This window comes from Lysobacter enzymogenes (assembly GCF_023617245.1).
Lineage (GTDB): Bacteria > Pseudomonadota > Gammaproteobacteria > Xanthomonadales > Xanthomonadaceae > Lysobacter > Lysobacter yananisis.
Window position 1 is genome coordinate 3,230,111 of record NZ_CP067396.1, and the last position, 19,409, is coordinate 3,249,519.

The 19,409-nt window shown below is 72.0% G+C and carries 22 protein-coding genes; 9 read left to right on the top strand and 13 right to left on the bottom strand.

The genetic code is table 11. From position 1 onward, the window contains the following. Positions 1-26 precede the first annotated feature (26 nt). Both JHW41_RS13300 and JHW41_RS13305 read left to right on the top strand, forming a co-directional pair. Positions 27-659, top strand: a complete 633-nt coding sequence (locus tag JHW41_RS13300; RefSeq protein WP_250442559.1) for a superoxide dismutase — start codon at positions 27-29, stop codon at positions 657-659. Next, positions 640-1,578, top strand: a complete 939-nt coding sequence (locus tag JHW41_RS13305) for a ZIP family metal transporter (protein WP_250442561.1) — start codon at positions 640-642, stop codon at positions 1,576-1,578. Before JHW41_RS13300 ends, JHW41_RS13305 begins: the two co-directional genes overlap by 20 nt. Positions 1,579-1,647: 69 nt before the next feature. Here JHW41_RS13305 and JHW41_RS13310 read toward each other — a convergent pair whose 3' ends face one another. Next, positions 1,648-1,860 carry a DUF6289 family protein gene (locus tag JHW41_RS13310; RefSeq protein ID WP_057947531.1) on the bottom strand — a complete coding sequence of 71 codons (213 nt, stop codon included), beginning with the start codon at positions 1,858-1,860 and terminating at the stop codon, positions 1,648-1,650. Between the two features lie 243 nt (positions 1,861-2,103). On the opposite strand from JHW41_RS13310, the gene JHW41_RS13315 reads away from it, so the two are divergent. From JHW41_RS13315 to JHW41_RS13325, 3 genes are all read left to right on the top strand, one after another. Then, the gene (locus JHW41_RS13315) at positions 2,104-2,460 is read left to right on the top strand and encodes an NIPSNAP family protein (RefSeq protein ID WP_250442563.1); all 357 of its coding nucleotides are present in this window, start codon (positions 2,104-2,106) and stop codon (positions 2,458-2,460) included. A gap of 221 nt (positions 2,461-2,681) precedes the next feature. Then, positions 2,682-3,281, top strand: a complete 600-nt coding sequence (locus tag JHW41_RS13320) for a biliverdin-producing heme oxygenase (RefSeq protein WP_250442566.1) — start codon at positions 2,682-2,684, stop codon at positions 3,279-3,281. 34 nt (positions 3,282-3,315) lie between these two features. Beyond that, the gene (locus JHW41_RS13325; RefSeq protein ID WP_057947528.1) at positions 3,316-3,705 is read left to right on the top strand and encodes a YbaN family protein; all 390 of its coding nucleotides are present in this window, start codon (positions 3,316-3,318) and stop codon (positions 3,703-3,705) included. 81 nt (positions 3,706-3,786) lie between these two features. On the opposite strand, the gene JHW41_RS13330 is transcribed toward JHW41_RS13325, so the two are convergent. The 6 genes from JHW41_RS13330 to JHW41_RS13355 all read right to left on the bottom strand — a co-directional run bounded on the left by JHW41_RS13330 (position 3,787) and on the right by JHW41_RS13355 (position 10,571). Then, a complete protein-coding gene (locus tag JHW41_RS13330; RefSeq protein ID WP_250442568.1) occupies positions 3,787-4,776 on the bottom strand; it encodes an MBL fold metallo-hydrolase in 990 nt (329 codons plus the stop codon). A gap of 124 nt (positions 4,777-4,900) precedes the next feature. Continuing rightward, complete coding sequence (locus tag JHW41_RS13335) at positions 4,901-5,938, bottom strand: alpha/beta hydrolase (RefSeq protein WP_250442570.1); 1,038 nt, start codon at positions 5,936-5,938, stop codon at positions 4,901-4,903. Between the two features lie 62 nt (positions 5,939-6,000). Beyond that, complete coding sequence (locus tag JHW41_RS13340; protein WP_250442572.1) at positions 6,001-7,593, bottom strand: PepSY-associated TM helix domain-containing protein; 1,593 nt, start codon at positions 7,591-7,593, stop codon at positions 6,001-6,003. A gap of 14 nt (positions 7,594-7,607) precedes the next feature. After that, a complete protein-coding gene (locus tag JHW41_RS13345; RefSeq protein WP_078995726.1) occupies positions 7,608-7,907 on the bottom strand; it encodes a hypothetical protein in 300 nt (99 codons plus the stop codon). After that, positions 7,904-8,173, bottom strand: coding sequence for a hypothetical protein (locus JHW41_RS13350; RefSeq protein ID WP_198944530.1), 270 nt, complete (start codon positions 8,171-8,173; stop codon positions 7,904-7,906). Before JHW41_RS13350 ends, JHW41_RS13345 begins: the two co-directional genes overlap by 4 nt. A 181-nt stretch (positions 8,174-8,354) precedes the next feature. Then, positions 8,355-10,571, bottom strand: coding sequence for a TonB-dependent siderophore receptor (locus JHW41_RS13355; RefSeq protein ID WP_250442573.1), 2,217 nt, complete (start codon positions 10,569-10,571; stop codon positions 8,355-8,357). A gap of 211 nt (positions 10,572-10,782) precedes the next feature. On the opposite strand from JHW41_RS13355, the gene JHW41_RS13360 reads away from it, so the two are divergent. Continuing rightward, on the top strand, positions 10,783-11,829 hold the full coding sequence (locus tag JHW41_RS13360) for a DNA topoisomerase IB (protein ID WP_250442575.1): 1,047 nt from the start codon (positions 10,783-10,785) through the stop codon (positions 11,827-11,829). Positions 11,830-11,832: 3 nt separating this feature from the next. Here JHW41_RS13360 and JHW41_RS13365 read toward each other — a convergent pair whose 3' ends face one another. Then, positions 11,833-12,372, bottom strand: a complete 540-nt coding sequence (locus JHW41_RS13365; RefSeq protein WP_250442577.1) for an MgtC/SapB family protein — start codon at positions 12,370-12,372, stop codon at positions 11,833-11,835. 251 nt (positions 12,373-12,623) lie between these two features. Between JHW41_RS13365 and JHW41_RS13370 the strand changes: the two genes are divergently transcribed. Next, positions 12,624-13,070 carry a PA2169 family four-helix-bundle protein gene (locus tag JHW41_RS13370; protein WP_057947522.1) on the top strand — a complete coding sequence of 149 codons (447 nt, stop codon included), beginning with the start codon at positions 12,624-12,626 and terminating at the stop codon, positions 13,068-13,070. A 94-nt stretch (positions 13,071-13,164) separates the two neighbouring features. Here JHW41_RS13370 and JHW41_RS13375 read toward each other — a convergent pair whose 3' ends face one another. From JHW41_RS13375 to JHW41_RS13385, 3 genes are read right to left on the bottom strand one after another with little or no spacing between them, the layout of a single operon-like run. Continuing rightward, positions 13,165-13,677 carry a gamma-glutamylcyclotransferase family protein gene (locus JHW41_RS13375; protein ID WP_250442579.1) on the bottom strand — a complete coding sequence of 171 codons (513 nt, stop codon included), beginning with the start codon at positions 13,675-13,677 and terminating at the stop codon, positions 13,165-13,167. A gap of 50 nt (positions 13,678-13,727) precedes the next feature. Beyond that, positions 13,728-14,426 (bottom strand): alpha/beta fold hydrolase, encoded by a 699-nt coding sequence (locus tag JHW41_RS13380; RefSeq protein ID WP_250442581.1) that lies wholly within the window; start codon positions 14,424-14,426, stop codon positions 13,728-13,730. Next, positions 14,423-15,664 carry an MFS transporter gene (locus JHW41_RS13385; protein ID WP_250442583.1) on the bottom strand — a complete coding sequence of 414 codons (1,242 nt, stop codon included), beginning with the start codon at positions 15,662-15,664 and terminating at the stop codon, positions 14,423-14,425. The genes JHW41_RS13380 and JHW41_RS13385 overlap by 4 nt, the downstream gene beginning before the upstream one ends. 106 nt (positions 15,665-15,770) lie before the next feature. On the opposite strand from JHW41_RS13385, the gene JHW41_RS13390 reads away from it, so the two are divergent. Further along, the gene (locus JHW41_RS13390; RefSeq protein ID WP_250442585.1) at positions 15,771-16,667 is read left to right on the top strand and encodes a LysR family transcriptional regulator; all 897 of its coding nucleotides are present in this window, start codon (positions 15,771-15,773) and stop codon (positions 16,665-16,667) included. A 61-nt stretch (positions 16,668-16,728) separates the two neighbouring features. Here JHW41_RS13390 and JHW41_RS13395 read toward each other — a convergent pair whose 3' ends face one another. Beyond that, positions 16,729-17,319, bottom strand: coding sequence for a flavin reductase family protein (locus tag JHW41_RS13395; RefSeq protein ID WP_078995722.1), 591 nt, complete (start codon positions 17,317-17,319; stop codon positions 16,729-16,731). Between the two features lie 74 nt (positions 17,320-17,393). Further along, positions 17,394-18,023: an NAD-dependent dehydratase gene (locus JHW41_RS13400; RefSeq protein WP_250442587.1), complete on the bottom strand. Its 630-nt coding sequence runs from the start codon at positions 18,021-18,023 to the stop codon at positions 17,394-17,396. A 157-nt stretch (positions 18,024-18,180) separates the two neighbouring features. Here JHW41_RS13400 and JHW41_RS13405 point away from each other — a divergent pair, with 157 nt between their 5' ends. Then, the gene (locus tag JHW41_RS13405) at positions 18,181-19,395 is read left to right on the top strand and encodes an NAD(P)/FAD-dependent oxidoreductase (RefSeq protein WP_250442589.1); all 1,215 of its coding nucleotides are present in this window, start codon (positions 18,181-18,183) and stop codon (positions 19,393-19,395) included. Positions 19,396-19,409 lie beyond the last annotated feature (14 nt).

The following is a 19,409-nucleotide window of genomic DNA, read 5'->3' on the forward strand; positions in this document are numbered from 1 at the left end:
TCTCTTCACCCGCACGGATACCGACCATGCCGCACCAGCTTCCCGCCCTGCCCTACGCCTACGACGCGCTGGAACCGCACATCGACGCGAAGACGATGGAGATCCACCACAGCCGCCACCACCAGACCTACATCGCCAACCTCAACGCCGCGGTGAAAGGCGGCGAATACGAAGACGTGCCGGCCGAAACCCTGATCGCCGACATCGACGCCCTGCCCGAGGCGCTGCGCCTGCCGGTGCGCAACAACGGCGGCGGCCACGCCAACCACAGCCTGTTCTGGACGGTCATGGCGCCGCCCGAGCACGGCGGCGGCGGCGCGCCGGACGGCGCGCTGGCGCAGGCGATCGATGCGCAACTGGGCGGCTTCGACGCGTTCAAGGACGCCTTCACCAAGGCCGCGCTGACCCGCTTCGGCAGCGGCTGGGCGTGGCTGACGGTCGACGCCGGCGGACGCCTGGCGGTGGAAAGCAGCGGCAACCAGGACAGCCCGCTGATGCGCGGGATCGGTTCCGGCGCCACCCCGATCCTCGGCCTCGACGTGTGGGAACACGCGTATTACCTGCAGTACCAGAACCGGCGCCCGGACTACATCGCCGCGTTCTACAACGTGGTGCATTGGCCGGAAGTGGCGAGACGTCATGCAGCGGCGCAGCGCTGAACGCGGGCAATCCGCGGCGGCCGGCGAGCGCGACGGCCTGCGCCGGCTGACGCCGGCGCAATGGTGCGGCGTGGCGATCCTGGCGCTCGGCGCGGCGGCGATGCTGTCGGACCTGTGGCGCTGGCTCGGCAGCATGCCGGCGGTGCGCGAGGCCTTCGTCGGCGGCGCGGTCGCCGCCGCCGCGACCGCGCTGGGCGCGTTGCCGGTGTGGTTCTCGCAGCGCCTGTCCGAGCGCACCCAGGACACCTTGTTCGGCTTCGGCGCCGGGGTGATGCTGGCGGCGTGCGCGTTCTCGCTGATCATTCCCGGCCTCGCCGCGGCGCAGACGACGACCTGGTTCGGCGGCGGCGAACGCGGCGCCAGCCTGGTGATCGGCGCGGCGGTGCTGCTGGGCGGCGCGGCGTTGATGCTGGTCGACCGGCTGGTCCCGCACGAGCACTTCATCAAGGGCCGCGAAGGCCAGGCGCCGGGCACCTTGCGCCGGACTTGGCTGTTCGTATTCGCCGTCGCCCTGCACAACCTGCCCGAGGGCCTGGCCATCGGCGTCGGCTACGCCGGCAACGAGGGCGCGGTGCGGGCCAACGCGCTGGCGATCGGCATCGCCATCCAGGACGTGCCCGAAGGCCTGGTGGTCGCGGTGGCGTTGCTGGCGGCCGGCTACGGACGCGGGCTGGCGGTGTTCATCGGCGCGGCCAGCGGCCTGATCGAACCGGTCGGCGCGGTGCTCGGCGCGGCCGTGGTCGGGCATTCGCAGGCGCTGCTGCCGTGGGGCCTGGGTTTCGCCGCGGGCGCGATGCTGTTCGTGATCAGCCACGAGATCATTCCCGAATCGCACCGCAAGGGGCACGAGCGCTTCGCCACCGCCGGGCTGATGCTCGGGTTCGTGCTGATGATGGTGCTCGATACCGCGCTGGGTTGAGCGCGGCCGCCAAACGACGAAGCCGCCCGGCCACGCCGGACGGCTTCGTTCGAATCGATGCCGCGCGTCTTACATGACGCAGCCGGCGACCACTTTGTACTTCTTGGTGGTCGGTCCGTATCCCGGATCGCCGCAGGCCTCCGGCTGGCGCACGCCGACGGTATTGCCGGCGTCGTCGTAATAGATGGTCGAGCAGAAGCAGCCCTGGGTCTGGGTGGCCGCGCCGGTGCCGGCGGAGGCCGCCAGCAGCGCGCCCAATACGATCAGCTTGAATCGTTGCATCGTAATCCTCCCTACGCTTGCGCGCGGCGGTTCGCCGCGCGGGCACCATACAACGCCGAAGCCGGCGCGCGGGCCCACGACGTACGCACGAAAGTGCAATGAAGTTTCGATTGCGCGACCACGACGCAGATGAACTGTGCGCGCGATCATGCCGTACTGCGATCCGCGCGCACCGGCGGCGGGGGTATAGTGCCCGCGCGATGCGCCGCAACACGCGCCGCCCGCGTTCCGGAGATCGCGATCATGACCACCGCGCCAGCGCCCGCCCGACTCGTGGAAATCCGCACCTACCGCCTCAAGCCGGGCCACGGCCCGCGTTTCGAAGCCGCCATGGCGCAGACGCTGCCGATGCTGCGCGCCAGCGGCATGGACGTGGTCGCGTTCGTGAGCAGCGACCACGAGCACGAGAGCTATTGCCTGATCCGCGCCTATGCCGACCGCACGCAACTGAACGCGCAGCAGGACGCGTTCTATTCCTCCGACGCCTGGCGCCAGGGGCCGCGCCAATCCCTGATCGATTGCCTGGAGGACTACCTCAATACGCTGCTGTGGCTGGCGCCGGACAGCATCGAGGATCTGCGCGCGCGCAACGGCCGCTAGCCGCGCCCGCGGCACGAGCCAGCGGCCGGGACTACGGCGCTGCCGACCGTCGAATCCGGAGACGCCGCGGGTCCGCGCACGCCGCTGCGGAGCTTGCCGGATCGGCCGGCAACCGCTTTGCGCGCTGGCGCGGGTTGGGAGTTCCGCCGCCCGGAACGTCCTTGGATATATGAACTCCTTCCGCCACGCGGAAGTCCGCCGTCTTCTGCCCGATCGCCTCCATGGCCGCCCACGACCTCGCCAGCGACTTCACCGACCTGCCGCGCAGCCAACGCCTCAAGGCCGCGACCCGTGCCACCCACGACCGGCTCGACCGCCGCATCATGGCCGGCGACATCTTCGCCGACCGCGGGCGCTTCGCCCGTTTCGTGCGCGTGCAGTACCGCTTCCATCGCGACATCGACGCGCTGTACGCGCACCCGGCCCTGGATGCGCTGCTGCCCGACCTCGCCGGGCGCCGGCGCCTGGACCAGATCGCCAGCGACCTGCGCGACCTCGGCCAGGCGCTGCCGACGCCCGCGCGACCCCAGGCCGAAGCCGGCCTGCCGCTGGCGCAGGCGCTGGGCTGGCTGTACGTCGCCGAGGGCTCCAACCTCGGCGGCAGCGTGCTGTACAAGCTCGCCGCGAAGCTGGGGCTGGACCGCGAATTCGGCGCCCGCCACCTCGCCGCCCATCCCGACGGCGTGGCCCGGCACTGGCGCGAGTTCACCGCCGCGCTCGACTCGGCGGCGCTGGACGCGGCGCAGGAGCGTGACGTCGTCGCCGGCGCCGAAGCCGCGTTCCGCAGCGTGCGCGGCCACGTCGAGGCCGAGTTCGCATGAGCGCGCGCGGCGGCGAACCGACGGCGCCGCGCTGATGCGCTGGCTGTGGTTCGCCCTGGGTTGGCTGATGCTCGCGCTGGGCGCGATCGGCGCGCTGCTGCCGGTGATGCCGACCACGATCTTCCTGATCCTCGCCGTCGCCTGCTTCGCCCGCAGTTCGCCGACGTTCGAGCGGCGCCTGCTGGCGCATCCGCGCTATGGACCGGCGTTGCGGCTGTGGCGCGAACAGGGCGCGGTCACGCGCAAGGGCAAGTGTTTCGCCAGCGCCGGCATGGCGCTGGGCTTCGCGCTGTTCTGCTGGGGCGCGCATCCGTCGCTGACGCTGCTGCTGGCGGTCGGCGCGGGCTTCGCCGCGAGCGCCGCGTACGTGCTGTCGCGACCGGCGCCGCGCGCCCGGCCGCTGGGCTCGAGCGCGCTGGATTGAAGCCGGCTCGCGCCGCGCGCGGCGCGACGCGGCCGACAAGCGTCGGTTGCGGCGCCGTCGTCGCGGCGCCGCGAGGCCGGCTCACGCGTCCGGCACCCACACGAAGCCCTCGCCCTGCGCCTTGATCCGGCCCAGGCCCGGGAACGGGAAGTGCACGGCGTACACGTGCAGATTGCCGTCGGCGATGCGCTTGAGCAGGGCGACGCGGCTGGCTTCGGCCTTGGGCGCGTCGCCGTCGAACTGGATCGTCCATTGCGGACGCTGCACCGAGACGATCGAGCTGTGCGCGGAATCGCCGATGTACAGCAGGCGTTCTTCGCCCGATGCGATCTCGTAGGCGCTGTGGCCCGGGGTGTGGCCGTCCACCGCGACCGCCTTGACCGTGCCCGGGACCAGTTCGGCGTTCGGCGCGAACGCCTGCACCTTCGGCGCGAGCGCCGCGGCCAGTTTGGCGTTGTCCTTGTTCGCCTGCAGCGCGGCCCACTCCGGCGCCGACAGATGCACGGCCGCGTTGGCGAACGCCAACCCGCCGTCGGCGCTCAGCAAACCGCCGATGTGATCGGGATGGGCGTGGGAAATGAAGATGTCGGTGACCTGGCCCGGCTCGACGCCGGCGCTGCGCAGCGATGCCTGCAGGCGCCCGGCGCGGGCGAACGAGGCGTTGCCGGCGCCGGTATCGAACAGCAGCACCCGCTCGCCGCTGCGCACCAGCAACGGCTGGATGCTCAGGTGCACGGCGTCGGTGGGCTGGCCGTTGGCGCTCAGCAGCGTCGCCACGTCGGCCGGCGGACGGCCGACGGCGAAGGTCTTGCCGTCGTTGGCGACGTCGATGTCGCCGTCCTTGAGCGCGAAGGCCGAGAGCTGGCCGATCTTGAACGCGTGGACGTCTTCGGCGCTTGCCGACGGCGCCGGGGCGGCCGGCGCCGGCTCGGCCGGCTTCGCGGCCTCGGCAGGAGCGACCTCGGCAGGAGCGGCCGCGGGCGCGGTGTCGGCCGGCGGGCGCGAACAGGCCGCGAGCGCCGCGCTGGCGAGCGCGGCGGCGATGAGCAAGGACAGCGAGCGACGGGTCATGGGGAGTCCGGTATGCGAGGGCGCGCGAACGGCGCCGGATACGCCGCCGCGCGACGGGCGCGACGGCGGGTTCCGCGAGCTTATGCCCGGGCCCTGGATGCAACAAGCCGGCGAACGATCCCCTTCAGTGTTCCACCGGTGATGTCGCTGCGCGCGCGGATTCGCTTGCCTCGCGCGCTGGATCGCGACTCGATAAGTCGCGACTCGACGGATCTTGCGCGTCCGCGCAGGCACGGGCCGGATCGCCGGCCATCGCCAACGCCGCCGCGCGCACCGAGGCGCGCAGCATCGGGCCGTGGCCCAGTCCGGCGAATTCGCGATAACACGCGCGCAGGCCCGGCTTGGCCTGCAGCCGTTGCGCCAACTGTTGCGCGGCATCGGCCGGCACCGCGGCGATGCGGGCGCGGTGCGCGGCCACGCGCGGGTCGTCGCTGCGGGCGGTGTCGCCTGGGCCGCGGTTCGGCGCGCGTTCGCTTCCGCCCTGCATGATCGCCACGCCCGCGGGCCGCCGCAGTTCGCCTTGCAGGAACTGCCGCTCGGGCGCGCCGAGCTCGCGGCCGTTGTCCCACCACAGCGAAGGGCTGGCCGGGAACCACTGCGCGAACGCATCGGCGCGGGTGTAGAGCAGGTCGAGCACGAACAGGCCGCCGAGCGAATGGCCCCACAGCGCCTCGCGCGAGCGGTCGATGCGCGCGCGGCGGCGCACTTCGGGCTGGATGCGTTCGGCCAGCGCGGCGGCGAACGCGGCCGCGCCGCCGCCGCGCGGCCCCTGCCCCAGGCCGTCGTCGACCGCGCTGGGCGTGTAGTCGCGGGTGCGCGCGGCGCCGTCGATGCGCAGTTCGTTGTCGTAGCCGACGAACGCCAGCACCGGCGCGCGGCCGCGGGCGAGCCGATCCAGCAGCGGCGCGTCGAACTCCATCAGCGCGGCGTTGCCGTCGAGCATGTACAGCGCCGCGTATCCGTCGCGGCCGGCGCGCTGGCGCGGGATCGCGAGATGGATGCGCCAGCGCCGTTCGCCGTCGGCGACCACGAAGCGCTCGAAGCGATAGTGAGGCGACGACGCGTCGGCCACGGTCGCGCCGATGCGTTGGTTCGGATCGGGTTGCGCGAGCGCTGGCGACGTGGCCAGGCACAGCGCGAGCGCGGCGGTGCCGGCCAGCATCCGCAGCCGTGCGGGGAGGCGGGATACGCGTGTGGGTTCAAGCGAGGGCATGACGGATTCGCTCACGAAGACGCGGCCGGCGCGACCTCGCGCGTCGACCAGATGCTGTCGGCATGCCCGCGCTGCTGGCGCCGGCGCGTGCGCAGCGCGATCAGCGCGAACGCCGGCACCGCGGCCAATGCGGCGCAATCGATCACCGCGCCGGCGCCGGCGTGGTTCCAGGCGCCGCCGAGGCCGCAGGCGCCGGCCAGGCTCGACAGCGGAATCGCCAGGGTCAGCGCCGCGCACAGCCAGGCCAGTTCCACCGCGCTGCGCGCCGCGCCGCGCGCGAACGCCCAGGCGGTCGCGGCGACGAACACCGCGTAGTAAATGCCTTCGTGCCATGCGCCGAGATCGCCGACCCGGCCCGGCAGCCACTTGGTCGCCGCCAGCGTGGCCGAGATGCCCGCCACGCAGCCCAGGCTCACCCCGACCGTCAGCGCGCCGAGCGCGCGCGCCGCGCGGGTCTGCGCCGGCGCGCCCTGGCCGCGGTCCTTCTTGCGCCGCGATTCGATCCACAACAGGTTGCCGGTGTAGAACAGCATCGCGCCGGCCAGGCCCAGCAGCAGGTACATCCAGCGCACGGTGTTGCCGCCGTAGCTGCCGAAGTGGAGCATGAAGAAGGTATTCACCGCCGAATCCCAGCCGCCCATGTGGCCCGGCAGATCGTGCGGGTCGACCTGTCCGGTGTACGGGTCGAGGTGGGTCGAGGCGTAGGTGCGCGCGCGGGTGCCGTAGCGCGTGTCCAGGCCGGTCACATGCGCTTCCAGGCGACCGTCGCGCTGCTCGAAGCCGAAGCCGAACACGCGGAAACCGGGCAATTGTTCGTTCACACGCCGCAGCAGTTCCTGCGCGGGCAGCGGCGTCGCGCCGGGCGCCGGCGGCGGCGCGGCTTCTTCGCGCCCCCACTGGATGCCCTGCGGGTACACCGCCTTGTCTTGCGCGTCGTAGAACTCGTCGTGGAAGGCGAACACCACGCAGGTCAGCGCCATGACCAGATGGAACGGCAGGCTGACGATGCCGAGCGCGTTGTGCACGTCCAGCCACAGGCGCTTGATGTTCTTGCCGATGCGCAGCGCGAACAGGTCCTTGAGCAGGGTCGGCAGCAGCACGATCAAGCCCGAGACCAGGGCCAGCGCGTACAGCAGCGACACCGCGCCCATGATCCAGCGCGCTGCCGGATCCGGCAGCGGCAGGCCGACCTTCTGGTGCAGGGTGTCGATCAACTGCGCCACCGGCGCCTTGGCCAGGCGCTGGGTCTGCAGTTCGCCGCCGGGCCCGAAGCTGACGCCGTGGTCGACGAATTCGCGGCGGCGCGCGCCGGGCTCGCGCCAGATCACCCGCGCCGGCTGGTCGGCGGCGGTTTCGACCATCACCAGATAATGTTTGGCCGCTTGCGGATGCGCGGCGATCGTCGCTGCGACCAGATCGTCGGCGCGCGCCAGAGGTACCGGCGGCGCCAGCCTCGCCGGCGGCGTGGCCCAGCGTTCCAACGGCTTCTCGAACATGGTGATCGCGCCGCCGTAGAACGCCACGAACAGCATCAGGCCGGCGACGATGCCGACCCAGATGTGCACGTCCTTGTAGACCTTGACGATGTCGCTGCGGATCTTCATCGCGCCTGCCCGCCCTAGCCCGCCCACGACCGCAGCGCGGCCAGCGCGGCGAACGCCAGCGCATTGGCCGCGCCCAGCCACAGCCACGCGCGGGCGCTGCTGCGGAACAGGAACACCAGCGAAAACACCGCGCACCACAGCGGCGCGATCAGCCACATCACGAACTGGATCTTGCCGCCGCCTCCGCCGTGGATGCCGTCCGGGCCGAGCCAGGCGAACACGCCGGACAAGGCCAAGGCCAGGCCGAAGCCGAGGATCAGCCCGGCCGAGCCCTTGCCCAGCCAGTGCCGGCTCTGCAGGCGTTCGCCGCTCATGCCGCCCCCTCGCGACGACGCGCGCGCCAGGCGCCGAGGAACGGCGCCAGCGTCGTCACCAGCATCAGCACGGTCAGCCACATCGCCACCGCCGCGGCCGCGCCCATCGCCGGCCACAACAGCGCCAACGACGACAGTGCGCAGGCGACGCCGGGCCACGCGCGCAGCGGCGCGGCGCGCCAGCGTTGTTGCGGCGAGGCCAGATACAGCAGCCACGCGCCGGCGACGCCGAAGACCATCGCCGGCACCACCCACCACGGATTCATCGGCTCGCTCCGTGCAGGAGCGGCGCGAGCCGCGACGCGGTCGTCGCAGGCGCCGGGGAAATGCACGCAGGCGTTTGCCGCATCCGCAACACATCGACAGCTTCGCCGCGAACGGTCGCCCCGCGGTCGCGGCTTGCGCCGCTCCTACAGGGAGCCATCGCGATGTTCGCGGCGAAACGGGTCACCAGCTCAACCGCACGCTGGCGACCACGGTGCGGCCGGTGCCGTAGTAGCACGAGGCCACGCTGCCGCAGGTGGAGATGTAGGTCTTGTCGCTGAGGTTGCCGATGTTCAGCGCGAACTGGGTCGCCGGGCCCGTGCCGGTGTCGACGCGGTAGCGGATCGCGGCGTCGAACACGGTGTAGGACGGGATGCGGTAGAGGTTGGCGCTGTCGCCGTAGCTCTCGCCGTTGTAGCGCACGCCCGCGGCCAGGCCCAGGCCTTCCAGCGCGCCGGCGTGGAAGGTGTAGTCCAGCCACGCGGTCGCGGTCCATTCCGGCACCTGCGCCAGTTGCTTGCCGCGCAGTTCCGGCGCGCCCTTGGTCACTTCCGAATCCATGCGCGAGGCCGCGCCGATCACGCTGAAGCCTTCCAGCGGCGTCACCCGCGCTTCCAGCTCCATGCCGCGCACGCGGCCTTCGCCGCTCTGCGCCTGGCAGCGCAGCGCGCCGCTGGCGCCGCAGTTGACGTGGGTCGGGTCGGGATCGTCGACCAGGATGTTCTCCTGGCGCAGGTCGTAGGCCGACAGCGTGATCAGGCCGTCGAAGCCGGACGGCTGGAACTTGACCCCGCCCTCCCACTGCTTGCCGGTGATCGGGTCGAACGGCGTGCGGGTGTAGCTCTGGTTGATGTCGGTGGTGGCCGGCTGGAACGATTCGGCGTAGCTCAGGTACGGCGACCAACCGCTCGGCGCGGCGTAGAGCACGCCGGCGCGGCCGGTGAAGGCGTCGTTCTTGAGGCGCGTGCGCACCCACGGCGTGACCACGCCGGTGGCGACGGTGCGGGTCGCGGTGGCGGTATCGTCGTCGGTGCGGTCGTAGCGGCCGCCCAACAGCACGCGCCAGTTGCCGAACGCCATCTGGTCCTGCAGGTAGGCGCCGGTCTGCTCGTTGGTGCCGCGCGACAGGCCGACCGAACGCACCACCGGGGTGTAGCCGGTGTAGACCGGGTGGAAGATGTCGATCGGCGCCGGGTTGCTCATCGCGCCGCGGCCGCCGGCCCAATCGGCCTTCTGCCAGTCGACGCCGAACAGCAGCGTGTGCGCGATCGCGCCGGTGACGAACTTGCCCTGGATGCGGGTGTCGACGGTGTCGCCGTCGGAATCGCCGTCGCCGTAGGTGGCGCGGCGGTTCTGGGTGCGGCCGTCCGCGCTCAGCGCGCCGAGGGTGATCACGCCGCGATACAGCGAATCGACGTGGGTGCGGCGCGCGCTCTGGCTCAGGGTCCAGTTCTCGTTGAAGCCGTGCTCGAACAGCCAGCCCGCGGTCCAGATGGTGCGGTCGTAGGTGTTCCAGCTCGGCTCGCCGATGAAGGTGGTGTTCTTCATCCGGCCGTAGCGGGTCGGGCGCAGGGTGCCGTCCATCGGCAGGAACTGGTAGGTCGCGCCGCCGTCGTCCTTCTGGTACACGCCGAGCAGGGTCAGGCGGGTGCGCTCGGCGATCTGCCAGGTGTAGCTGGGCGCGAGGAACCAGTGCTTCTGCTCGGTGCGCTTGATCTGGGTGTCGCCGTCGCGGTACAGGCCGACCAGGCGGACCAGGTGCGCGTCGTCGTCGGTGCCGGTGCCGACGTCGAAGGCCGCGCTGTACTGGCCATGCCCGTCCAGGCCCAGCTGCAGCGACTGCTGCTGCCCGGGCGTCGGGGTCTTGCTGACCTGGTTGACCATGCCGCCTGGCGCGACCTGGCCGTACATCACCGCCGACGGGCCCTTGAGCACTTCCACCCGCTCCAGGTTCCAGGTGTCGAACATGGTCCGGTTCCACTGTCCGCCCTGCGGCGCGCGCAGGCCGTCGAGGGTGACGTTGTTGCTCCAGCTGCCGGCGTCGTAGCCGCGGATGCGGAAGTCGTCGACGCGGTTGTCGATGCCGCTGCTTTCCAGCGACACCCCGGCGACGTAGCGCATGGCGTCGTTGAGGTTCTGCACGCCGCGCGCGTCGAGTTCCTCGCGCGCGATCACCGCGATCGACTGCGGCGTCTGCGCGATCGAGGCGTCGGTCTTGGTCGCGCCCTGGGAATGGGTGGTGGTGCGGTAGGCGTTGACCCGGACGGTGTCGAGGGTCTGCGCGTCGGCGGCCTCGGCGGGCTCGTCCGCATGCGCCGCGAACGGCAGCAGCAGCGCCAGGGCGAGGGAAAGGGAAAGCGGAGAGCGCGCGAAAGCGCGCAGAGATCCTTCTGCGTACACGAGAGTCGGCCCGATGGAGACGTTTGGCTGACTGCAGGTGCAGCGGCTGACGCGGCGCATCATAGCAAATGAGAACGGATCGCAATAGCGGACGTGCGCCGAGGCCCGCCGCAATCGCCGCCGACGCGCGATTGCGCGCGCTGGACACGAATCGCCGCCGCGCCGCGGGTTCTTGCTGCCGCGTTGACGCGCTGCCCCGTATCACAGGCGCATGGCCTCTCCGACCTCCGACCGCGATCCCCCCGCCACCGGCCTGCGCTACGTCGACGACGACGAGCCCGGCTTCAGCCGCCGCCGCGCCGGCCGCGGCTTCGCCTACCGCGACGCGCGCGGGCGGCCGGTGCGCGCGGCCCGCCAGCTCGAACGCATCCGCGCGCTGGCGATCCCGCCGGCGTATACCGAGGTGTGGATCTGCGCCGATCCGCGCGGCCACCTGCAGGCGACCGGCCGCGATGCGCGCGGGCGCAAGCAATACCGCTATCACCCGCGCTGGCGCGCATTGCGCGAGCGCGGCAAGTTCGAGCGCATCGTCGCCTTCGCCGCCGCCCTGCCCGCGCTGCGCCGGCGCGTGCGCGCCGACCTCGCCCTGCCCGGGCTGCCGCGGAGCAAGGTGCTGGCGATCGTGGTCGCGGTGATGGCGCACACCCTGGTGCGGGTGGGCAACGACGAGTACCAGCGCAGCAACGGCTCGTTCGGCCTGACCACGCTGCGCAAGCGCCACCTGCAGTTGTTGCGCGGCGGCCGCGCGCAGCTGGCGTTCCGCGGCAAGGGCGGCCTGCGCCAGCAAATCGAGCTCGACGACGCGCGCCTGGTGCGGCTGGTGCGCCGTTGCCGGCAATTGCCGGGCCAGGCGCTGTTCCAGTACCTCGACGAGGACGGCGGCCGCCAGGCGGTGGGTTCCGGCGACGTCAACGAGTACCTGCGCGAGGCCATGGGCGCGGACTTCACCGCCAAGGACTTCCGCACCTGGGGCGCGACCGCGGCCGCGTTCCGCCGGTTCGCCTCGACCGAGCTGCCGCCGCCGCGGCGCGACGGCCGCCGCAACGAACGCGCGATCGCGCGGATCGAGAACGAGGCCGTGGCCGAAGTCGCGCAACTGCTGCGCAACACCCCGGCGATCTGCCGCAAGTCCTACATCCATCCGGCGGTGCTGCAAGGCTGGCGCGAAGGCCGGCTGACCCTGCCGGCGCGAACGCCGTCGAGCGGCCGCCAGTGGGAGCGCGCAGCGCTGACGTTCCTGCGCAAGCGCCGGCGCTGAGGCTCAGCGCCGGTCGGTGGTGGAATCCGGGCTTGCGCCGGATCGGGACCCGGATTCGGCCTTGGACTCAGATTCGGACTCGGCCTTGGGCTTGAGCCCGAGCCCGCGTTCGGCGCGCTTGAGCGCCACCAGCACCAGCAAGGTCAACGCCGTCGCCGCCAGCGCCAGCACGTGATAGCGTAATCCGGCGCAGGCGCCGATCACCGCCGCCATCAGCAACGAGGCGGCGGTGGTGATGCCGGCGATGTCGCGTCCGCCGCGCCAGGCGAAGATGGTGCCGGCGCCGATGAACGACACCCCCGCGATCACCGCTTCGACCAAGCGCATCGGGTCCATGTTGATCAGGAACGGCATGCGGAAGCGCGGATCGTTCAGCGCCAGCAGGCCCATGCCGATCAACAGCGATGACGCGCCGGCCACCAGCATGTGGGTGCGGAATCCCGCGGGTCGGTTCTTCAACTCGCGCTCGAATCCGATCGCGCCGCCGAGCAGCATCGCGTACGCCGCGCCGCCGACCACCCACAACTGCTCGCTCCAGTCCATGCCTGAATTCCGTTGGGCCTGCGCCTTGTCTAACCGGCCGCGCGTTGTCCGAAAGTGATGCGCGCGAGCGTGGCGGGATGGCATGTCGAGATTCGGTAAGCGCGGCGTTAGCGCGCGGTGATCGCGATGCGATTGCATGCGCGGACTCATCACTCGCGGGTCACGGCTGTTTAATGGCGAGGCCGCGATAGTCGGGTCAACCGATGCGCGCAGCGTCGGCCTTCTTCCCCATCGCTACGCAGGAGACGGCAATGACCGACAAGAAGACCGAACACAGCCTCAACGACCTGATCCAGATCGCCCGCGACGGCGAGCATTTCTACGCCGAAGCGGCCAAGAAGGTCGGCGACACCGAACTGGCCGGCACGTTCCTGCGCATGTCCACCGCCAAGGGCGCGATCGTGTCGCAGCTCAGCGCCGAAGTCGCCGCCGGCGGCGGCAAGCCGGCCGAGAGCGGCACCTTCGTCGGCACCATGCAGGAAGTTTACGGCCGCGTGCGCGCCGCGCTCGGCGACACCCGCTACGGCTACGTGGCCGAGCTGGAGGAATCCGAGGATCGCCTGCTCAAGGCCTTCAACGAGGTCCAGGGCGATCCCAACGTCGCCCCGTCGGCGCGCGCGGCGGTCGAACGCCTGATGCCGCAGGTGCGCGAGAGCCATCGCGAGATGAGCCAGCGCAAGCATGCGATGAAGCACTGATCCGCGGCAGGGGACGCGGCAGGCATGCGGATCGCGGCGCTCCTTCAAGGGGCGCCGCGATCATCGCGCAGGTCGCCATGGGCGCCTGCCGTGTTTACTCGGGTTGCGGCTGCTCGGGTCGCGGCGCATCGGGATGCGCCGCATACAGATTCGCGACTTCCAGCGTCCCGTCGGCCATGCGTACCGGCACCAGGATGCGCAAGTACTGTCCGCCCTCGAACTCGTCCAGTCGCGCCCAGTGCGCGGGTAAGGCCTCGCTGGCGAACAGCTGCACCGCGACCTCGCCGGCGTCGGCTGACCAGCGCAACGCCGGATAACCCAGGTCCGCGCCCCAACCGATCTGCACCAGTTCGCCGGTCACGGTGCCGGGGCGCCAATGCCCCGGCAATTCGCTGAGATGATGGTGATTGGGTTCGCCCGGCGCCAGCGTGCCGTACACGGCCAAGCGCCGGTCCGCGCTCCAGCGCCCGGCGAAACGCGCTTCCAGGCCGGCCGCTTCATCGCCGGTCCGCGCGGCGTCTATATCGGTCGCGCGCAGTCGTTTGAGCCGCGCCATCGCTTCGCGTTCGTCGGCGTCCAGTTCGGCATTCTGTTCGGATGGGGTCATCGTCGTTCTCCGTCGCGAGCCTTGCGCCGCGCTGCGCGGCGCCCACAGTGTCACCCTTGCAGCCAGCGCCGCAACAAGGCGGTCGCGACCTGCGGCCGCTCCATCATCGGCAAGTGTCCGCACTGCGCGATGCGTTCGAGCACCGAGCCGGCGATGCCGCGGTGAATCTCCTCGGCCGCGGCCGGCGGCGTCAACCGGTCGTCCTCGCCCACCGCGACCAGGGTCGGCGCTTCGATCGAAGCCAGCAGCGGCCGCGAATCCGGCCGTTCCAGGATCGCGATCTGCTGGCGCCGATACGCCTGCGCGCCGACCCGCTGCGCCATCGCCCGGACCTCGGCGCCGACCGGCCCGTCGACGTGCTGCGCGTGCACCAGGCTCGGCAGCAACTGTTGGGTCACGCCGGCGAAGCGGCCGCGGTCGAGCAGGCGCAGGCCGGCGCGGCGCTGCATCGCCCGCAGCGGCGAATCCGGCGCGGCGCTGGTGTCGAACAAGGCCAGCTTGCGCACCCGCTGCGGTTGCTGGCGCAGGATTTCGAACGCGACGTAGCCGCCCATCGACAGGCCGGCCAGGGCGAACCGCGGCGGCGCCTGCGCCAGCACCCGCGCGGCCATGCCGGCGACGCTGTCGTCCTGGGTCAGGTCGGGCACCCCAATGTCGGCGGTATCGGCCAGGTCGCGGATCTGCTCGCGCCACAGGCGCTCGTCGCAGAGCAATCCCGGCAACAACAGCAAGGCCTGCTTGTCGCTCATGCGCGCCGTTCTCCGCGATCCACCCGCAAGGCCAGCACGATACCCGCCGCGGCCAGGCTCGCGGTCAGGGCCACCTCGCCGCCCCAGCCGCCGTGCTGCCAGGCCCAGCCGCCGAGCGCGCCGGTGATGCTGGAACCGAAGTAGTAGAACAACAGGTACAGCGACGAGGCGTGGCCCTTGTCGCTGCGCGCCAGCCGCCCGACCCAGGCGCTGGCGACCGAGTGGCCGACGAAGTAACCGAAGGTGATCAGGCTGATGCCGGCGATGATCGCCGCCAGCGACTGCGCCAGGGTGACCAGCGCGCCGACCGCCATCAGCGCCAGCCCCGCGGCCAACGGCCAGCGCCCGCCGAAGCGGTCGGCCAGGCGTCCGGCCAGCGGCGAGGCGAACATGCCGAACACGTAGGCCAGGAAGATCAGGCTGATCTGCGCCGGGCCCAGCCGGTAAGGCGCGCCGGCGAGACGGAAGCCGACGTAGTTGAACAAGGCCACGAACACGCTGGTCAGCACGAAACCGATCGCGAACAGCCGCAACAGCCCCGGATGGCGCAGGTGCGCGGCCCACGCATGCAGATGCTGCCGCAGCACAAAGCCGCGGCGCGGCGCGAACCGGCGCGACGGCGGCAGCAACGCGGCGAAGCCGAACGCCGCGGCCAGGCCGGTGCCGCCGATGATCGCCATCGCCGTGCGCCAGTCGCCGATCTCCACCAGCAGGCCCATGCCGACCCGCCCCATCATCCCGCCGAACGCGGTGCCGGCCACGTACAGGCCCATCGCGCCGCTGAGGTGGCGCGCGTCCATTTCCTCGGCCAGATACGCCATCGCCACCGCCGGCACGCCGCCGAGCAGCGCGCCTTCGGCCAGCCGCGCCAGCAGCAGCAACGGCCAGCTCGGCGCGACCGCGGCGAGCAGGTTGCAGGCCGCGGCCAGCGCCATCGAGGCGAACATCAGCCGGCGCCGCGAGATCTGCTGCGACAGCGCGCCGGCGGCGAAGATCGCCAGCGCCAGCGCGGCGGTGCTCAGCGACAACGCCAGCGAGGCCGAGGCCGGGCTCAGGCGGAAGTCGCGGGCGAACTCCGGCAGCAACGGCTGCACGCAATACAGCAGCGAGAAGGTCGAACAGCCGGCCAGGAACAGGGCCAGATTGGCGCGGCGATAGGCCGCGGTGCCGCGCTCCAGGCCGCGCTCTAGGCCGGGTTCGGGCGGTGCGGCGGCGGCAACGACGGAAGATGCGTTCATGGCGCCAGCATGGCGCCGCGTCCTTCATTCGTCCAATATATGAAACGATAGCCATCCATATCTTTTAGGGATAACGGCGGCGGCGTGCGCCGATCCGGAGGCCACGATGGAACTGCGCCACATCCGCTACTTCCTCGCCGTCGCCGAGGAAGGCAACTTCACCCGCGCAGCGCAGCGCCTGGGCATCGCACAACCGCCGCTGAGCCAGCAGATCCGCGACCTGGAAAACGAGATCGGCGCGCGCCTGTTCCAGCGCGTGCCGCACGGCGCCGAACTCACCGAAGCCGGCCGCGCCTTCCGCGAACGCGTGCGCAGCCTGCCCGAACAGGCCGGCGCCGCGGTACGCCAGGCGCAGCGCGCCGCGCGCGGCGAAACCGGCGCGCTGCGCCTGGGCTTCACTTCTTCGGCCATCCTCACCCCGCTCACCACCCAGGCCATCCGCGAATTCCGCCGCCGCTACGGCGAGGTCGAGCTGACCCTGGAAGAGAGCAACAGCGCGCACCTGTCGGCCAAGCTGCGCGACGGCAGCCTCGACCTCGCGTTCCTGCGCCACGACGGCAGCGAGAACGAAGGCGTGCTGCTGCACGCGCTGCTGGAAGAACCGATGATCGCCGCGCTGCCGCTCGGCCACGCCGCGGTGCGCGACGGCCGGCGCAAGTCGGTCCGCCTGGAAGAACTGCGCGAGGACGCGCTGATCCTGACCCCGCGCAACGTCGGCCCGACCCTGCACGAGGCCATCCTCGGCGCCTGCCGCCGCGCCGGCTTCGAACCGCGCATCGGACAGCACGCGCCGCAACTGGCCTCGTCGCTGGCGCTGGTCGCGGCCGAACTGGGCGTGGCGATCGTGCCCGAGGCGATGCGCCGCTTCGCCCTGCCCGGCATCGTCTACCGCGACATCGCCGGCCTGCAGCCGATCGCGCGGCTGGCTCTGGCGCAGCTGCCGGAACTGGATTCGGCGCCGGCGCGCAATTTCGTCGAATTGGTCGCGCAGCTGCCGCGCTGAAACCGCCGGGCGCGGGTCGCGGCCAGGCCCGCGGCGGCGGGCGCGCGTCGCGAGCGAGCGCTCAGTCCGGCGCGTCCTGCGCGGCGACGTCGATCGCCTCGCCGATCGCATAGAAATGCCCGCCGGCGATGTAATGCAGGCTGCGCAGCGCGGGATCGGCGTGCTCGAACCGCCAATGCCCGTCGGCGAACGCGCGCGGATCGGACCAGGCGCCGACGATCTCGCCGATGAACAGATCGTAGGTTTCCTGGTTGTGCGGTTCGCGAATCAGCCGGCAGGCCATCCACGCCGAGCAACCGGCCACGAACGGCAAATCGTGGCCGTCGATGGCGAACAGGCCGACGCCGGCGCGGGCGAGCTTGTCGGGCTCGTCCGAGCGGCTGTGGGTGCCGACCCGGTGGGTCATCGCCGCCTGCGCCGCGGTCGGCACCTGCACCGCGAACGCGCCGCTGCGCTCGATCAGCGCGCGCGTGCGCGTGGCCTTGTCGATCACCACGGTCAGCTTGGGCGGGTCGTAGTCGAGCGCGCAGGCCCAGGCCGCGGCCATGACGTTGTCGACGCCGTCGTGGCGGGCCGAAACCAGCACGGTCGGGCCGTGGTTGATCAGGCGCGAGGCCTTGGCCAGGGCGACCGGTGCGAGGATGGGGGACATGCGGGCTCCGCGGTGGCTGTCGGACGGATCGGTCCGGCGCGCGCCGGGCCAGGCAGGATCGGTTTGCTGCGCGCTCAAATCAAGCGTTCGGAGCCGACCGCATGCACGCCGGGCGCGGCCTGCACCGCGGCATCGAGCAAAGCCTGGGCGATGCGCGGGGCGGGATTGATCCGCCAGCGCCGCGGCAGCGCCGGCGCGAGCGCGCGCAGCAGCACGGTCGCGGCGGCTTCGCCGGGACGCGACTGCTGCCGCTCGCCGCCGATCAGCCCCGGGCGCACATAGGTCAGCGAATCGAAGCCGACGCCGGCCAGCGCCTGTTCCAGCTCGCCCTTGACCCGGTTGTAGAACACGCGCGAGCCGGCATCGGCGCCGAGCGCGGAATTGAGCGCATAGGCGCGCGCGCCGGCGCGGTGCGCGGCCCGCGCGATCGCCAGCGGATAATCGAAATCGACCTTGCGGAAGGCCTCGCGCGAACCGGCCGCGCGCATCGTGGTGCCGAGCGCGCAGACCGCCGCATCGACCCGCCACCACGGCGCGTCGGCCGGCAGCGCGTCCCAGTCGACCCGCGGCGCCTCCAGCTTCGGGTGCGGCGGCAGCGCGCGCCGCGTCGGCGCGATCACCCGCTCGATCATCGGATCGGCCAGCGCCAGCCGCAGCGCATGGCTTCCGACCAATCCGGTGGCGCCGGCCAGCAGCAGTCTCATCGGTCTTCTCCCGCGCCCGTCGCGACGCGTGCGCGCGCCGATCATCGCAGAATCGCCGGCGCGGCACGGTCTGCGCCGCCGGGCCGACGCCGCGCGCGTCACCTCGCGTGAACGCCGCGGCGGTTTAGCTGACCGTCCCCTCATCGTTCGTTGCGCCATGGACCTCAAGAGCGGCTATCCATTCTGGGCGATCCGCAACGGCCTCATGCACGCCTTCCCGCGCCTGCGCGAGGACCTGGACTGCGAGATCGCGGTGATCGGCGGCGGCATCAGCGGCGCGCTGATCGCCGACGAACTGGCCGCGCACGGCCACGACGTGGCGGTGCTGGAACAACGCGACATCGCCTGGGGCAGCACGGCGGCCAGCACCGCGTTGCTGCAGTACGAGATCGACACCCACCTGGTCGAACTGAGCCAACGCTACGGCGAGCCGCGGGCGGCGCTGGCGTATCGTGCCTGCGCCGCGGCGGTGGAGCGCCTGGGCGAGGTCGCCGCCGACCTGCGCGGGGTCGACTTCCGCCGCCAGCGCAGCCTCTATTACGCCAGCCGCGCCGGCCACGTGCCGCTGCTGCGCGAGGAAGCCGCGCTGCGCGCGCGCCACGGGCTCGCGCTGCGTTGGCTCGGCGCCGATGAGCTGGCGGCGGATTACGGCCTGCGCGCGCCCGGTGCGATCCTCAGCGATTGCGCCGCCGCGGTCGATCCCTACCGCATGACCTCGCGCCTGCTCGCACGCCTGCGCCGCCGCGGCGCCGGCGTCTACGACCGCACCCGCATCCAGACGCTGCATGCGACCTCGCGCAAGGTCGAACTGCGCACCGGCGAGGGCCTGCGCGTGCGCGCCGACCGCGTCGTGGTCGCCGCCGGCTACGCCGGCCAGCACTGGATCGACCAAAGCCTGGCGCGCAACCGCAGCAGCTACGCCTTCGTCACCGATCCGCTCGACGGAGACGACCTGCAGGCGCTGGGCGAGACCTTGGTGTGGGAATCCGCGCGGCCGTATCTGTACCTGCGCAGCACCGGCGACGGGCGGCTGGTGGTCGGCGGCTGCGACGACGCGATCGACCTGCCGGCGCGGCGCGACCGGCGCGTGCAATCGCGCGCGCAGCGCCTGGTCCGCCAGGTGCAGCGGCGCTTCCCGCGCCTGCGACTGCAGCCGGCCTTCGCCTGGGCCGGCACCTTCGCCGAAACCGCCGACGGCCTGCCGTGGTTCGGCCCGCATCCGCAGCACGGCCCGCGCGTGTTGTTCGCGATGGCCTACGGCGGCAACGGCATCACCTACAGCATGATCGGCGCGGAGTTGTTGCGGGCGCGGATCGAGCGGCGCGCGCATCCGCTGGCGCGGCTGTTCTCGTTCGAGCGGACGGTCGGCTGAGGACGCGCGCGGCG